We start from the raw sequence: 15,763 nt of genomic DNA, 5'->3' as shown, positions 1-15,763 counted from the left end.
TTTCTACAATGCCGTACGCCTGCATTCGACTTTGGGCTATCTGTCGCCCGCTGCCTACGAGGCGAAACCGACAGTGAAAGAACCTATCTCCCTGTCCGAAATAACTTGACCACTACAGGATGCCTGACAGTGCAGTGGGAAGTGTTGTGAACTGTTAAATTTCGCTGCTTGATGAAGCGGCAGAGGGGGCAGAGAAGGCAGAGGAGGAGGCAGAGGAGGAGGCAGAGGAGGAGGCAGAGGAGGAGGCAGAGGAGGAGGCAGAGGAGACAGCACAGGAGACAGCAGAAGCAGCCAACGAACCCGGCACCCACCGTTCCGGGCTGCCGGCGAGGTCACCGCCCCGGGGGCGGTCTGGCGGCTTGCTGGCAAGCCATTGGCGCGGGCATCCCGCTAGTCGCATCGTATCCAATACGCGGGCAAACCCCTCTTTTTGCACATGTGTCGCCGGGATCGGTAAAATGTTGGGTTGATCCACGGAAACTTGCCGTGGCGTAGCGGAAGGATTCCCCGAACATGACTGATCTTCGTCTTACCAAGCGGTTTGCAGTAATGCTGATGGCAGGCGGGCTGGTCGCCGGCTGCGGTACCTCGTCGCCGACCAAAATCGACTACAAGAGCGACTCGAAATCGAAGCAGGTGTCACTCGCCGTACCGCCGAACATGATCGATGAGACGTCCGATCAGCGTTCGTTGCCCCCGCAAGGCGGCGAAACCTCGCTGTCCACACTCAAGCAGGTGCAGGCGCAAGCGCCGGCCGCCAATAGCGTGGTCGTCGTGCCGCCTGTCACCGGCATGCATATCCAGCGCGACGGCACCGAAAGCTGGCTGGTGATCGACAACAAGGCGCCCGACCAGGCGTGGGCGCAGATCCGCCGCTTCTGGCAGGAACAGGGCTTCCTGCTGGTGGTCGACCAGCGCGACAAGGGCGTGATGGAAACCGACTGGAACGAAACTCACGCGCAGATCAACGACGGCCTGATCCGCAGCACGCTGTCGAAGGCGATGGGCAACAGCTACGTGAGCTCGGAGCGCAACAAATTCCGCACGCGTCTCGAAGCGGCGCCGAACGGCGGCACCTACGTGTTCATCAGCCAGAAAGGCCTGCGCGAAGCGCTCACCGGCCCGAACAACGAGTCGACCAAGTGGGAACCGAAGCCGAACGATCCGGCCCTCGAACAGGAATATCTGAAGCGGCTGATGGCGGCGCTGGCGCTCGCCGATTCGCGGGCCAAGTCGGGCGGCGATACGCAAAGCGCCGAGCTGTCGCCAGCCGGCGCGCAAACGGCGCCGAATGCGGCCACGGCGGGGGCGAAGTCGGCGGCTGCGGCCATCGCGGCTCAAAATGTCGCGCTGTCGGCGCAGCAGCGCTCGCCGGACGCGGACTCGGCGAATACCTCAGCGCAGTTCTCGTCCACCGAGCTGACGCTCGGCGAGCCGTATGACAGTGCCTGGCTGCGCGTCGGTCTCGCGCTCGATCGCAGCAACTTCACCGTCGACGATCGCGACCTCAACCGCGGGCTCTACTTCGTGCGCTACGTCGATCCGAAGGATATGAGTTCGGCCGAGCAGGGCTTCTGGAGCCAGGTCTTCCACGGCAAGAAGGAAAAGGTCGCCAAGCAGTATCGCGTGAACGTGCGCGCGGTGACGCCCAACCAGACGCGTGTGGCCGTGGTCGACGAAAGCGGTCAGATCGACCAGAGCGCGCCGGCTAAGCAGATCATGAGCCTGATGGTCGACCAGTTGCACTGAATGAAGCCGTAGTAGGCAAAAACGCAGTCTGAAAACCCGCCCGGGATGCAAACCGGGCGGGTTTTTTTATGCCTCTCGCTATTTCTCCCTAGTGATCACGGAGGTGTTCGTTGCTGCGCACGTGTCTTGCTTCGATGCAGGATCACCGGCACCAACCGGATACCAACGCGAAATCAACGCGGATACCTACGGGAGTTGACCATGTTCGATGTGATCCCTTACTGGATGTGGGCTGCGAGCTTGCTCGTCCTCGCGCTCGTGTGCGGAGCCGCTTTGGCGCCGCGGGAACCGTGGCGGCCGACCGGCCTGCGGATGCGGCATACGTCGCAGCGGACGAAGTGGCCGGCGCCATGAATCCGGGCGGTTTAAAAGCGGTTCAACCGCTTGAAGCGATGCCTCGCGGCCGCCGCGTGCGGCCGCATGTAACGTGACGTTACGCCGGTGACGTAACGCTCGACACGCTCTCCAACGCGCGCCATCCAATCCTCAGTTCGTATGAAATTATGATAATAATCAATGTATTACGAACTGTTCCTCGTGTCATGCCGTAACTGGCACACAAGCTGCTTATAAAGACTCATGGGGCCGGATGACTATGTCCGGCGTGAGTTTGGCGGCGCCTTTCAGCCCGGCGATTCCCAGGTCATTCCAGCACCAGCCAACGAACCGGTACTGAGCCCGATGTCGGCCTGCGCGCGTGGCGCGCGCGGCCTCGGTGGCCCCGTCGCCTATCCTCGTAGGGCGACGGTTTCGCCCGCACTCCGGTGGAGTGCGGGCTATTTTTTGTGCGCGGGAATGAACGCGATCAACAGAGGTGGCGATGTCGATGACATCGCCCAAGCGGAATTCAGGTGTCGGCGCGGCGCGTCCCGAGCCACGGCAGCCGTTTGATCGCGCCGGTGGCGAGCGCAGTGCCGACCAGGATCACGCCACAGCCTTCCAGCATGCCGGGCGACACGCTTTCGCCGAGAAACAGCGCGCCCCACAGAATGCCGAAGATCGGAATCACGAAGGTCACTGTGATTGCACGCGCCGGTCCGGCCACCGCGATCAAATGGAAGAACAGCATGTACGCGACGCCGGTGCATGCGACACCCAGTGCGATCACGGCGCCCCACGCTTGTAGCGAGATCGGCGTGGCCGGCCAGTAGATCACGGCGAGCGGCAGCAAAACGAGGGTGGCGCCGGTCATCGTGCCGGTCGCGACGGTCAATGCGTCGACGCCGGTCAGGTGCCGTTTCGTGTAATTGGCGGCGATACCATACAGCAGCGTTGCGCCGAGCGCGGCGCCGGCCGCGAGCGCGGTTGTCAGCGGCGTAGCGGCCGAGCCGTTCGGCGCGGCGATCTGATCCCACACCAGCATCAATACGCCCAGAAAGCCGATCACGAGCCCCAGGGTGCGCAGCGCGCTCAGGCGATCGCGCAGCCATAAGAAGCCGACGAGTGCGCCCCACAGCGGCGTGGTTGCATTGATCACCGAGGTGACGCCGGCCGACAGCGTCAACTCCGCATAGGCGAAGAGACAGAAGGGTGCCGCCGAATTCAGAATGCCGACCACCAGCAGCGGAAAAGCCCGCGTGCGCAGCGTCGCGGCCGACTGGCGCAGCGGCCGTCGCGCGATCAGCACGATCGCAAGGAAGGCCGCGCCGATGCCGACACGTAGCGCCATCAGCGGCGCGACGCCGAAGTCGGTCACGCCGACGCGGATAAACAGAAACGACGCGCCCCACAGGGCGGCAAGAATCAACAACTGCAACAGGTTTCTAGCATTCATTGTGGTGGCGTCGCGCGCGGTTGAGTCGAGACGCCAGCGCATCGTAGCAGCGCAATCGCCCGAAACGTTTCAGGCTGGAATGAAATGGCAAGATTCGGGAGAGGCCGGGCGTCCGATAGCGTGATCGTAAGCGCTGCCGGTGCGCTCGCAAAACGAGTAATTCTCACGCTGATGTGAGGAAAATTGCGATGAAAATGGCGCGATGCGGCAGGCGAAGCCGGTGCGATAAGGCAGGCAATGGGCGCAGGTGAATTTTATTGTCGCAGCGCAGCAGTTGCGCAAGTCTCCGTGAGCGGGGCAAACATGGCGCCCACCACCACACGGGCGCACCGTCCGAATCGCGCGCCCGCCGCTAAACGCACTGCGCATTCAGTGCGGAATCATCCCTTGCAGGACACCTTGTTGCAGCCAGACGAGCACGCCGAGTATCACCGTCAACAGAATCGAATGCTTGAAGGTCTTCGCGAACACGACGCCTTCTTTGCCCTTGAGGTCGGTGGTCGCTACGCCCGTCGAGATGTTTTGCGGCGAGATCATCTTGCCCATTACGCCGCCGGACGAGTTGGTCGCCGCCATCAGGATCGGGCTGAGGTTCAGCTGGTTGGCGGCTACCACCTGCAGATTGCCGAACAGTGCGTTGCCCGACGTATCGCTGCCGGACAGGAACACCGCGACCCAGCCGAGGAAGGCTGATACCAGCGGAAAGAATGGTCCGACCGACGCGACGCCCAGGCCGAGCGTGTAGTTGAGGCCCGAGTAGTTCATCAGATACGCGAGCCCCACGATGGTCGCCACCGTCAGAATCGCGATTCGCGTCTGGACCCAGGTATCGACGATCGCTGCGCCGAATTCGCGTGCGCCGAGTCCCACCACGAAAGACGTGATGATGGCGGCCACCAGAATCGCCGTGCCGGTGCCAAGCGGCTGGAAGTCCCACACCGCGCTGTACGGCGTGTTGTAAAGGGTGATGAAGACGGCCTTGTCGAGCCCCGGCCACGGCACTTTGACGTCGCCGATCAGAAAGACCTTCGCAATGGTCCAGACGATCACCACCACCGACACGATGACCCACGGATACCAGCCCTGGCCGCCGCCGATCTTGCCGCGTACCTCGCCGACGCGGTCGATGTTGACGGCGAATTGCGGATCGGCGACGGGTTTCCAGACGCGCAGGAACGCGATCGTCACGATCAGCGACACCATCGACGACAACACGTCGGTCAGGCTGTAGTTCACGTAATTCGACGCGACAAACTGCGTCAGCGCGAAGCTCGCGCCCGCCACCAGCAGCACCGGCCACACGCGCAGCATGTTGCGAAAGCCCGCATACATGCCGATCACGTAGAACGGCAGCAGGAGCGCGAAGAACGGCAACTGGCGGCCGACCATCTTGGCGAGCGAGTCGGCCGGCAGGTGGGTGACCGCGCCGAGCACCGTGATCGGCACCCCCAGCGCGCCGAACGCGACCGGCGCCGTGTTGAAGATCAGCGTGAAGGTGAGCGCCTCCAGCGTCGGAAAACCGAGCAGGATCAGCAGCGAGCTGGTGATCGCGACCGGCGTGCCGAAGCCGGAGATGCCTTCGAGCAGCGCGCCGAACGAAAAGCCCACCACCACCAGCACGACGCGCCGGTCGTTCGGCAGGTTGTCGATCATCCACATGCGGAACGCCGCGAAGCGGCCCGAGCGCTGCGCGATGTTGTAGAGCAGGATCGCCGCGAACACGATCCACATGACCGGCCAGCAGGCGAACACCGCGCCCGCCACGACCGAATCGATCGCGAGCTTGACAGGGAACTGCCAGACGAAAATCGCCACGATCAAGCCGACGATCAGGCCGGCGAGCGATGCCTGCCACGCCGGCCGGCGGGCCCAGCCGAGCAACAGCAGCACGACGATGATCGGCAATGCGGCAACGAGGAACGACGGCAGTAGCGAATTGCCGACGGGCGTGAGTAGTTGGTGAAACATCGCGTCTCCTTCATTGTTATTCGAACTCGACGCGGGACTACGCACTACCGGGCGCGTCGCTCTGGTCTGACGGATGAGCGCCGGCGGCGCGCGTGAAATGCGCGCCGGGGGCGTTTATTTAAACGGATACTGTGTGTGGCAATCCCAAGCATAGAGTCCGGGCGAGGCGCGTCAAGAAGGGAAACTACCGGCGAAGCATGCTTTAGCGATGGTGGCGGTGGCCGCCCCACGAGTAGCCGAAACCGATCGACAGGGACGGTCCATACCCATACCAGCCGGGATAGCCGTAGTAAGGCGGATACACGGGCGGCGGATAGTAGGCGGGGTAGACCGGCGCGACGTAGACGGGGGGCGGTTGGGCCACCACGTAGGCCGGCGGCGAGGCTTGCGAATCGGCTAGGGCTTGCTGTTGTGCAGTCGAATCGACGGATCCGAGCGGTACTTCGCGCTGGGTCGCGGCGGCCGGGACGGTGGCGTAAGACGGGTAGTAGGCCGGATAGTAGCCGTAGGGGTAGTAGTAGCAGCCGGACAGCGTGAGGATGGAAACCACGCCGGTCAGCGCAATGCCTGTTTGTGAAACGCGTGGCACGCCGCGGGGGAGCCGCTGGCTCATCGCGCTGAGGGTATTGACGACGCGGGACTTCATGACGCGCTCCTGTTTGCATTGGACGCCCTCATGCAGGCGCCATGCCATGAGCTTACGCCGCGCTCGCGCGCGCAGGATTGCAAAACCGTAACGGCTTATTTCACGTCATTGCACAGCGTGCCGAAGCCGCGCGCGATCATGCCGCGGCATTTGAAGCGCCACCGCTTCCGTTCACTCGCGAGCCGCAGCTATGAGCGCGGCTCGCATCGAGTCCCTTGCTTCGAGTCGTTTACTTGCCGACCTGATTGCCGATAATGCCGCCGGCCGCTGCGCCGCCGAGAGTCGATAGCGCATTGCCGCCGATCGCGGCACCCGCCACGCCGCCGACGCCCGCGCCGATCGCGGTATCGCGTTGCCGCGTAGTCATGCCGTCACACGCCGAAAGACTCGCCACGACAGCGACGATCGCCGCGAACGTACCAATTTGTCGGATCGATTTCATGATGCCTACTCCAGTGGTGATTCGGAACAGGACACGCTTGCGCCGTCCTCTTTTTTTTCATCTTATCGCCGCAGCCGGTATCCAGATGTGTGCGCTTGTCAGCGGACTGTCGGTTTCGTAATTAAATGTTTCTGATGAAGCAGCATGCGGCGTGCCCGCTCGCGCAGCGATGCTGCAGAAGCGCTGCAGAAGCGCCGCAGAAACGCAAAAGCCCGCCAGGGGGCGGGCTTCGACGCTGCAATGCAGTATTCCGGTTCGGGTCGTTCGGGCGGCCCGGCAGCGGGCGCGTAACACCGCACCCGCCCGACGAACCTTACTGCCGCTGATAAATCTCGGCGCCTTTCTTCATGAACTCGATCGACTTCACTTCCATGCCTTTCTTCAGCGCTTCGTCATCGGAGACGCCTTGTTGCGCTGCGAATTCGCGCACGTCCTGAGTGATCTTCATCGAGCAGAAATGCGGGCCGCACATCGAACAGAAGTGCGCGACCTTGGCCGAATCCTTCGGCAGCGTTTCGTCGTGGAATTCGCGTGCCTTGTCCGGATCGAGACCCAGGTTGAACTGGTCTTCCCAACGGAATTCGAAACGCGCCTTCGAGAGCGCATTGTCACGCACCTGCGCGCCCGGATGGCCTTTCGCCAGGTCGGCCGCATGCGCGGCGAGCTTGTAGGTGATGATCCCGGTCTTGACGTCGTCCTTGTTCGGCAAGCCGAGGTGCTCCTTCGGCGTGACGTAGCAGAGCATGGCCGTGCCGAACCAGCCGATCATCGCCGCGCCGATGCCCGACGTGATGTGGTCGTAGCCGGGGGCGATATCGGTGGTCAGCGGTCCCAGCGTGTAGAACGGCGCTTCGTCGCACCATTCCAGTTGCAGGTCCATGTTCTCCTTGATCAGTTGCATCGGCACGTGGCCCGGGCCTTCGATCATCGTCTGCACGTCGTGCTTCCATGCGATCTGCGTGAGTTCGCCGAGGGTCTTCAACTCGCCGAGTTGAGCTTCGTCGTTCGCATCGTAGATCGAGCCGGGACGCAGGCCGTCGCCGAGCGAAAAGGCCACGTCATACGCCTTCATGATTTCGCAGATGTCTTCGAAGTGCTCGTACAGGAAGCTTTCCTTGTGATGCGCGAGACACCACTTCGCCATGATCGAGCCGCCGCGCGAGACGATGCCGGTCATGCGCTTCGCGGTCAGCGGCACGTATTGCAGACGCACGCCCGCGTGGATCGTGAAGTAGTCGACGCCTTGTTCGGCCTGTTCGATCAGCGTGTCGCGGAAGATTTCCCACGTCAGGTCTTCCGCCTTGCCGTTGACCTTTTCCAGCGCCTGATAGATCGGCACCGTGCCGATCGGCACCGGTGAATTGCGGATGATCCACTCGCGCGTTTCGTGGATGTGCTTGCCGGTGGACAGATCCATCACCGTGTCGCCGCCCCAGCGGATCGCCCACGTCATCTTGTCGACTTCTTCGCCGATCGACGACGTTACCGCCGAGTTGCCGATGTTCGCATTCACCTTCACGAGGAAGTTGCGGCCGATGATCATCGGCTCGCTCTCCGGGTGGTTGATGTTGTTCGGGATGATCGCGCGGCCGCGCGCCACTTCTTCACGCACGAATTCCGGCGTGATTTCCGTGAGGCCGTTCGGACCGAACGCGCTTGCGCCGAACGCCTGGCCTAAATGCTGACGGCCCATCATCGCAGCGAGTTTTTCGCCGTTCGGACCGCTCGTGCGCAGGCTTTCCAGATACGCGGCGCGCTGCTGATTCTCGCGAATCGCGATGTATTCCATTTCCGGCGTGATGATGCCTTTGCGTGCGTAGTGCATCTGCGAGACGTTCTTGCCGGCGACGGCGCGGCGCGGCGTGCGGTGCAAGCCCTGGAAGCGCAGCTCGGCGGTGGCCGGATCGGCGGCGCGTTCGCGGCCGTACTGGCTCGTGAGGCCGTCGAGGGCTTCAGTGTCGCCGCGTTCTTCGATCCAGCGCTGACGCAGCGCCGGCAGACCCGCGCGGATGTCGATCTTCGCGTCCGGATCCGAGTAGGGGCCCGACGTGTCGTAGACGAAGACCGGCGGGTTTTTCTCGCCGCCGAAGCTATCCGGTGTATCGGCCTGGGAGATTTCGCGCATCGGCACGCGGATATCGGGTTGCGAGCCGGTCACGTAGACCTTGCGGGAATTCGGCAGCGGGGCGACAGCGGCGGCATCGACGTGCGCGTCGGCGGAAAGGAACTTCGGATTGGCGTTCATGCAGATCTCCTGTGTCGACCCGAGTTGGCGCTTTAGTGCCTTACTCTGGTCCCATGCGATTTATTGCGGTCGACCCGAGTTGGCGCTTTAGCGCCTTACTCTGGTCCCATGCGATTTATTGCGGTCGACCCGAGTTGGTGCTTTAGCTGTCGACCGGAGTTCGCGCTTTAGCGCGTTACTCCGGTCCCATGCAAAGCACTTACTCTGGTCCCAAAGCAATATGTGGGGCCGCTAAGCAGGAGACGAGATGAATGTCGTCGGAATTCGCGAGAGATGAAGCGGTAGACCAGGGTGCGAACTCCGTACGCTTCCCTGCGCTGGCATTATCCAGATCAGGTTCAAAGGGTATTTCTCACCCACGCAACACGGACCTCCCACCACCGTGCGACGCAGGACCCCCGCGTTAGCAGCGCACACGATACACCGGCCGGACGCTGCTTGGCAACCCGGCCTGAAATTTTGGATAGCGGATATCACGCCGCGCTCAGCCGTGCACTATTCCTAAGTCGATTGGGTTGTCAGACGTGACGCGGTGCAACAGCGGTGCGCCGCGAAGGCGCGTTCGGGTTCGCGCGGGCTGGTGGATTTACCGCGTGAAATCGTCGGCGGCTTCGGGCTGAAACAGAATCTTTTCGAGCTTCAGCACTTTTTCCGTGCCGCTTGGCGGCGTGAAGCGAATGCGATCACCGCGTTTGGCGCCGAGCAAGGCGAGGCCGGCCGGCGAAAACACGTTCAGGCGGCCGTGCGCGAAGTCCGCGTCGGGCGGGTAGACGACCGTCCAGGTCATATGCTCGCCGCTGGTTTCGTCGACCAGTGTGGCTTGCGAATTCATCGTGACGATGTTCGCCGGAATGTCGCGCGACTCGACGATGACGGCGCGTTCCAGTACGTCGTCGAGCATGCCGTGCAACCTGGCGTCGGCGCCGGGCGCGGCGGCGTGCTTTTCGAGGCGGGCGACGTCGAGTTCGGTCAGGTAACAGGTTTTCGTCTTTTTCATGATGGGTTCTCCAATTCGATCTGCATGTAAGTGGACAGCGTGCGGATGAAATCGGCCCGGAGCCCGGCGACGTGGCTCCGGTGAAGGGGCACAGCGTTCAGATCGGGCGCCGGGCGGCGGGAAGCGGAAGCGTTCGGGGCGGCTGGCCGGCGCGTTGCTGCGATACGTTCGCGCGTGCACAACCGGTTGCGCGGCGGGGGCGCAAGCGGGTGAAGGCACGGTAGATCGGGAAGCGCATCTGAATAGCCGGCAGATAAAGAGGAGGATTCGAATGAGCGCCGGAGGTAAGCGACAGCGGCGCGATTGAAAGGTGAATGTTAGCACGGGCGGGATGGTTCTTTGTTCGATGCGGGGTGCGGACAAACAAAGACCAGCCCCATAGGCGAACAAACACGAACGCCGTGCAGGCAAACAAAACAAACCACCACAGGCGCACAATGACCAACACCAGCGAAGAAAAAAACAAATCCCCACGCGGAGCGTGCAAAAAAACCAAAAAAATATTTCCAACCGGTCGTCATATCCGGCCCCCACCTTCGACAAACGTGCAAATCCAGATGGAGCACGCCATGCAAACCGCACTGACCCGCCGAGCCAACCGGCCCTTTACGCGAGTAATCGCGCTCACCATCGCATTGGCCGCGCTGGCCAACTGCGGCCTGGCAACAGCGGCCACCGCCATGTGCACGTCCCACAGCCCATCTCACCGCGTAGCGCTAGTGGAGCTCTACAGCAGCGAAGGCTGCAGCAGCTGCCCTCCAGCCGACAGCTGGCTGAGTCAATGGAAAAACAGCGGCGCCACCCAAAGCGTCGTGCCGTTGGCACTCCACGTCGACTATTGGAACAGCCTGGGCTGGACCGACCGCTTCTCGCAGCATCGCTTCACCGAACGTCAGCAAACCCTCACCGACCTGGCCGGCGGCCACACAATCTACACGCCTGAAATCTTCATATCAGGCCGCGAACTGCGCAGCTGGTCGCAGCGCGACAGCTTCGCGAGCCGCGTCGGCAAACTCGTAGCCGAGCCGGCACAAGCCAACGTCGCCGTGGAACTGAAGCCACAAGCGAAGGGCGCATTCGATGTCGACGCGCAATTCGCCGCCAGAACCCCCGCTTCGGCCAACACGCTAAACGCTTATGTCGCGGTCTATCAAAACGCGCTGACCTCGCAAGTGCACGCCGGTGAAAACAGCGGCGCAACCCTGCATCACGAAAGAGTGGTGCGGCAATGGATCGGCCCCGTGCCGCTGATTGCCGGCAACGCGCAAATCCATCGCGGCATCCGCATCGACGACGCCGATGTCAATGCCGCCACATCGGCCGACAGCTTCGGCGTCGTCGCCTTCGTCGAGAACGCCGCGACCGGCGACGTACTGCAAGTGGCCGAACTGGCCGCCTGCCATTGATCGGGCCAGCTGCGCGGGCCAGTCGCGCGGGCCAATCGCGCCGCGCTCGCCGCGCCACTATTCACGGGAGATTCTCATGGCTACTCCTCACACGCTAAGCAAAACCGCGCCGCCCGCGGCACCGCTCAGCAGCACGATTCATCCAGTGTGGGTGCGCGTCACGCATTGGCTCAACGCCCTGGCGGCCATCGTGATGATGCTGTCAGGCTGGCGCATCTACGACGCCTCGCCGGTCTTTCCGGGTTTCACCTTTCCGCCCGCGATCACCCTCGGCGGCTGGCTTGGCGGAGCGCTGCAATGGCACTTCGCGGCGATGTGGCTGCTGGTCTTCAACGGCCTCGTGTATCTCGCGCTGAATCTGCTCAGCGGACGCTTCGTGCGCAAATTCCTGCCGCTCTCGCCGCGCGCCGTGCTGCGCGACTTCGTCGCGGCGCTCACCGGCAAGCTCTCGCACGCGGACCTGCGCGTCTACAACGCGGTGCAGAAATTCGCTTACCTGTTCGTGGTCTGCGATCTGATCGTGCTGGTGCTGTCGGGCCTCGCGATCTGGAAATCGGTGCAATTCCCGCTGCTGCGCGAGTTGATGGGCGGCTACGACAACGCACGCATCGTGCACTTCTGCGCAATGTCGCTGATGGCGGCCTTCATCGTCGTTCATCTGGCGATGGTGGCGCTCGTGCCGCGCTCGCTTCTCGCGATGCTGCGCGGACGGTGAGCCAAGCTTAAGGACATCGAATCATGAATCAACCTGCCAAAAAACTCGACCGCGAATCGATCCTGATCGACGCACGACGCGAACTCGCGATGCCGTCGCGCCGGCTGTTCGGCAAACGGCTTCTGACGCTCGGCGGTCTGTCGATGCTGACCGGCTGCTCGCTGACCGACGACGAGTCGGTCAACAAATTCCTGATGATGGTGTCGCGCCTGAACGACCGCGCGCAAGCCGCGCTGTTCGATCCGAAGCAGCTCGCGCCGACCTACACGGAGGCGCAGATTACGCGGCCGTTCCCGTTCAACGCGTACTACGGCATCGACGAAGTGCCCGAGGTCGATGCGTCCGACTACAAGCTCAAGGTGAGCGGCCTCGTGACCGGCCAGCGCGTCTGGACCTTGCCCGAGTTGTACGCGTTGCCGCACGCCGAGCAGATCACGCGGCATATCTGCGTGGAAGGCTGGAGCGCGATCGGCCGCTGGGGCGGCACGCCGTTCGCCGACTTTCTGCGGCGCATCGGCGCGGACACCAGCGCGAAGTACGTCGGCTTCAAATGCGCGGACGACTACTACGAAAGCATCGACATGCCGACCGCGCTGCATCCGCAAACGCTGCTCACGTTCTCCTACGACGGCGAGCGTCTACCCGCGAAATACGGATTTCCGATGAAGCTGCGCATGCCGACCAAGCTCGGCTACAAGAATCCGAAGCACATCGTCGAGATGTTCGTCACCAACACCTATCCCGGCGGCTATTGGGTCGACCAGGGCTACAACTGGTTCGGAGGCTCCTGACGCGCGCAGGTCAGGCATGCGCAATGCGTGACCTCGAGCGGCAGAAGCTTCGGCAACAGGCCGGCTCAAGCCGGTTCAGATTCATCCACAACACCACGGAGTCATCCCATGAAAAAAGTCGCAATCGCAGCAATCGCAGTCGCCTTCCTGACCAGCGGCGGCACCGCGTTCGCGCAGGCAAGCGGCGCCATGTCCAACGACGCGATGTCGAAGGATTCGATGTCCAAAGACACCATGTCCAAGGACCACATGAAGAAGGGCGCGATGAAGCACGACAAGATGAAAAAAGGCAGTGGCGAGATGGGCATGAAGCACGAAGCGTCGGGCGCCATGGGCAACTGACGTATTGCGCGATGCCGGCCGCATAGATCGAGCGCGACACGTCGCGCATGGCAGGTAGCGCGTGACCTGAAGCCGGGGAGAAGTCCCCGGCTTTTTTGTTGCAAGTACACCAAAAAGTTACGATTCTTTCGAGCGGCACGGTGTGCGCTTACTGCATAATGCGGGCTCGCGCCTGACGTTTGGCGCGTGTCAGCCGTGGACCGATCCTTCTCGATGGCCGCGGCGTTATGGCCCCATTGGCCAGTAATCGTCCTTCCGTTCCACCGACATGTCCGCCAGCCTCGCCCGTCAGACCGCATCGCCGATGCGGTGCCCGCCATCCCGTCACTGGGTCTTCAGCGGGGGCGCGGCGCCTCGAACGGTATTGGCGGGCTGAACGCATGTCGCTGCAATTTCCTAGCCTCTTTTCGCGTATTTCCCTACGCTTTCCGCGTGGTTTCCCGATCCGTTTGCCGCGGTCCCACAACGGACGGATCGCGCTTGCGCTCGCCGTCGTCTATCTCGTGTGGGGCTCGACTTATCTCGCGGTGCACGTGGCGCTCGGTTCGTTTCCGCCCTTGTTGCTCTCCGGTTTGCGCAACCTGTTTGCCGGCATCGGGCTGTTCGTGTTTGCGGCGCGCCGCGCACAGGTCTGGCCGAGCTTCGCCGAAATCCGCAATGCAGGCCTGGTCGGCACGATGCTGGTTGGTCTGTCGAGCGGCATGCTGGCTTTCGGGATGCGTACCGTCGGCACCGGCACGGCGGCGGTGATGGTCGCGACCGTGCCGTTGTTCGCGACGGTGATCGCGGCGGTGGCGGGGCGGCAGATCGCGCGAGGCGAGTGGTTCGCGGTCGGCCTCGGGCTCTTCGGGATCGCGATCCTGAGTCACGGCGACAACTCGCCGGGCTCGGCGGGCGGCAGCCTCGCGATTCTGTGCGGCGCGCTCTTCTGGGCCGGCGGCGCGCATCTGGCCGGACGTCTGAAGCTGCCGTCGGATCTGTTTCTATCGACGTCGTTGCAGATCGGCCTTGGCGGCGCGATGTCGACGATGGTCGCGTTGGCATCGGGCGAACGGATGCTCGAGGTGCATTTTCTGCCGGTGCTGGCGTTCATCTACCTGATGCTGATCGGGACGATGGCCGCGTATGTCGCCTATGGTTTTCTGATTCGCCATACGAGTCCGATGATCGCCAGCAGCTGCATGTATGTGAATCCGGTGGTCGCGGTGGCGCTCGGCGCGCTGCTGCTCGGCGAGCCGGTCACGCATTCCACCGTGATCGCGACCATCGTGATTCTGGCGAGCGTGGGCCTGTCCTTCTGGTTCGATCGCCGGAAGAAGGGGCTAGCGTGAGGCGAGCGGCGGCGCGCCGCGTCTGAAGCGCCGCTGCCGCTTGCGCGGCTTCGCGGATCGTGCGTTTAGCATCTAGCTCGGTCGCGACTCTGGCGCCGCCGATCACGATCAGCTCGAGCTTGCGGCGCCTCGCCGTTGCACCTCAACTCAAAGCCTCACGCCCGGCCGCAAGCCGCAAATGATTCCATGCAGCCAGCGCGGCAAACCCCAGTCCGGCAACACTCACTCCGATCCATCCAAACGCCGGCCAGACAAAAGCGCCGACCCCCGACCCCAGGGCTCCGCCAATAAAATAGGCGACCATATAAACCGTATTCACCCGGCTGCGCGCGTCGGGCTTGAGCGCGTAAATTCTGGATTGGTTGGAAATCTGCGCCGCCTGCACACCGACATCGAGGACGATCACGCCAATCACGAGCCCCACCATGCTCTTCGCCGACAAGGCAAATACGACAAACGAAAGCGCCACCAGCACGATCGACAGCGTGATAATCGCGCGCGGCCCGCGTCGGTCGGAAAACTTGCCGGCCAGCGGCGCGGCCATCGCCCCGGCAGCGCCGACTATCCCGAATAGTCCCGCCGCCTGCGGCCCAAGATGAAACGGCGCGCCCGCCAGCAGCAACGCCAGCACCGACCAGAAAATACTGAACGCCGCGAACATCGCCGCGCCCGTCAGCGACGCTTCGCGCAATGCCCGATGCTCGACCACGAGATGCCACATCGAGACGAGCAGCTTGCCGTACGCGAGAGTCGACGTCGGTTTGCTCTTCGGCAGGCGCAGGATGACCACCATCGCCAGCACGATCAGCGCGGCGACGGAAGCGACGAATACCGCGCGCCAGCCGAAATACTCGGCGACGAGACCCGCCGCGGTCCGGGCCAGCAATATCCCGAGCAACAGGCCGCTCATCACCGTGCCGACCGCATGCCCGCGTTGCGCCGGCGGCGCCAGCTCGGCCGCGAACGGCACGGCCTGCTGTGCGATGGTGGCGAGCACGCCGATCGCGAGGCTCGCCGCGATCAGCACCGGCAGCGTCGGCGCCGCGGCGGCCGCCACCAGCGCGACGCACATGGCCGCGATCTGCAACAGGATCAACAGGCGCCGATCGAAGCGGTCGCCGAGCGGCGCGAGCAACAGCATTCCGGCCGCGTAGCCGAGCTGTGTCACGGCAGGCACCGCGCCAACCCACGACGCGCTGCCCGGAAACGACTGCCGGAGGTTATCGAGCAGCGGCTGGTTGTAGTAGATATTCGCCACCGCCACGCCGGCGATCGTCGCGAGCAGAAGCAATAACCCGCGCAACGACTGGTCGGCGGATGCGGCAGAAGAGGTGTCGGAAGTGGACATGAGAAGAGC

Annotated in this window: 13 protein-coding genes and 1 riboswitch; of the genes, 6 read left to right on the top strand and 7 right to left on the bottom strand. The window is 63.2% G+C overall.

Translation table 11 applies throughout. From position 1 onward, the window contains the following. The first annotated feature begins 513 nt into the window (after positions 1 to 513). Positions 514 to 1,749 carry an outer membrane protein assembly factor BamC gene (gene bamC / locus DLM46_RS25630; RefSeq protein WP_115105215.1) on the top strand — a complete coding sequence of 412 codons (1,236 nt, stop codon included), beginning with the start codon at positions 514 to 516 and terminating at the stop codon, positions 1,747 to 1,749. 847 nt (positions 1,750 to 2,596) lie between these two features. Here the strand turns inward: bamC and DLM46_RS25625 are convergent. From DLM46_RS25625 to DLM46_RS25600, 6 genes are all read right to left on the bottom strand, one after another. Beyond that, complete coding sequence (locus tag DLM46_RS25625) at positions 2,597 to 3,523, bottom strand: DMT family transporter (protein ID WP_115105248.1); 927 nt, start codon at positions 3,521 to 3,523, stop codon at positions 2,597 to 2,599. 369 nt (positions 3,524 to 3,892) lie between these two features. Beyond that, a complete protein-coding gene (locus tag DLM46_RS25620; protein ID WP_115105214.1) occupies positions 3,893 to 5,491 on the bottom strand; it encodes an L-lactate permease in 1,599 nt (532 codons plus the stop codon). A 202-nt stretch (positions 5,492 to 5,693) separates the two neighbouring features. After that, entirely contained in the window at positions 5,694 to 6,137 is a 444-nt protein-coding gene (locus DLM46_RS25615; protein WP_115105247.1) for a hypothetical protein, read from the bottom strand. Between the two features lie 229 nt (positions 6,138 to 6,366). Next, entirely contained in the window at positions 6,367 to 6,579 is a 213-nt protein-coding gene (locus tag DLM46_RS25610; RefSeq protein WP_115105211.1) for a glycine zipper 2TM domain-containing protein, read from the bottom strand. Positions 6,580 to 6,892: 313 nt separating this feature from the next. Continuing rightward, positions 6,893 to 8,824 (bottom strand): phosphomethylpyrimidine synthase ThiC, encoded by a 1,932-nt coding sequence (gene thiC / locus DLM46_RS25605; RefSeq protein ID WP_115105209.1) that lies wholly within the window; start codon positions 8,822 to 8,824, stop codon positions 6,893 to 6,895. Between the two features lie 291 nt (positions 8,825 to 9,115). Beyond that, positions 9,116 to 9,234: riboswitch (TPP riboswitch) on the bottom strand. Between the two features lie 176 nt (positions 9,235 to 9,410). After that, entirely contained in the window at positions 9,411 to 9,821 is a 411-nt protein-coding gene (locus DLM46_RS25600) for a GreA/GreB family elongation factor (RefSeq protein ID WP_115105207.1), read from the bottom strand. 569 nt (positions 9,822 to 10,390) lie between these two features. On the opposite strand from DLM46_RS25600, the gene DLM46_RS25595 reads away from it, so the two are divergent. From DLM46_RS25595 to DLM46_RS25575, 5 genes are all read left to right on the top strand, one after another. After that, positions 10,391 to 11,227, top strand: coding sequence for a DUF1223 domain-containing protein (locus DLM46_RS25595; protein ID WP_115105246.1), 837 nt, complete (start codon positions 10,391 to 10,393; stop codon positions 11,225 to 11,227). Between the two features lie 76 nt (positions 11,228 to 11,303). Further along, positions 11,304 to 11,942: a cytochrome b/b6 domain-containing protein gene (locus DLM46_RS25590; RefSeq protein WP_115105204.1), complete on the top strand. Its 639-nt coding sequence runs from the start codon at positions 11,304 to 11,306 to the stop codon at positions 11,940 to 11,942. A 23-nt stretch (positions 11,943 to 11,965) separates the two neighbouring features. After that, positions 11,966 to 12,733: a molybdopterin-dependent oxidoreductase gene (locus DLM46_RS25585; RefSeq protein WP_115105202.1), complete on the top strand. Its 768-nt coding sequence runs from the start codon at positions 11,966 to 11,968 to the stop codon at positions 12,731 to 12,733. Between the two features lie 108 nt (positions 12,734 to 12,841). After that, positions 12,842 to 13,075, top strand: a complete 234-nt coding sequence (locus DLM46_RS25580; protein ID WP_115105200.1) for a pentapeptide MXKDX repeat protein — start codon at positions 12,842 to 12,844, stop codon at positions 13,073 to 13,075. A gap of 380 nt (positions 13,076 to 13,455) precedes the next feature. Next, positions 13,456 to 14,406, top strand: coding sequence for an EamA family transporter (locus tag DLM46_RS25575; protein WP_115105197.1), 951 nt, complete (start codon positions 13,456 to 13,458; stop codon positions 14,404 to 14,406). A gap of 142 nt (positions 14,407 to 14,548) precedes the next feature. Here the strand turns inward: DLM46_RS25575 and DLM46_RS25570 are convergent, their stop codons facing one another. After that, positions 14,549 to 15,754 carry an MFS transporter gene (locus DLM46_RS25570; RefSeq protein ID WP_115105245.1) on the bottom strand — a complete coding sequence of 402 codons (1,206 nt, stop codon included), beginning with the start codon at positions 15,752 to 15,754 and terminating at the stop codon, positions 14,549 to 14,551. Positions 15,755 to 15,763: the final 9 nt, after the last annotated feature.

This window comes from Paraburkholderia lacunae (assembly GCF_003353175.1).
GTDB classification, from domain to species: Bacteria; Pseudomonadota; Gammaproteobacteria; order Burkholderiales; family Burkholderiaceae; genus Paraburkholderia; species Paraburkholderia lacunae.
Note: the sequence above shows the minus strand (reverse complement) of the source record. Positions and strands in the feature narration are given on the sequence as shown.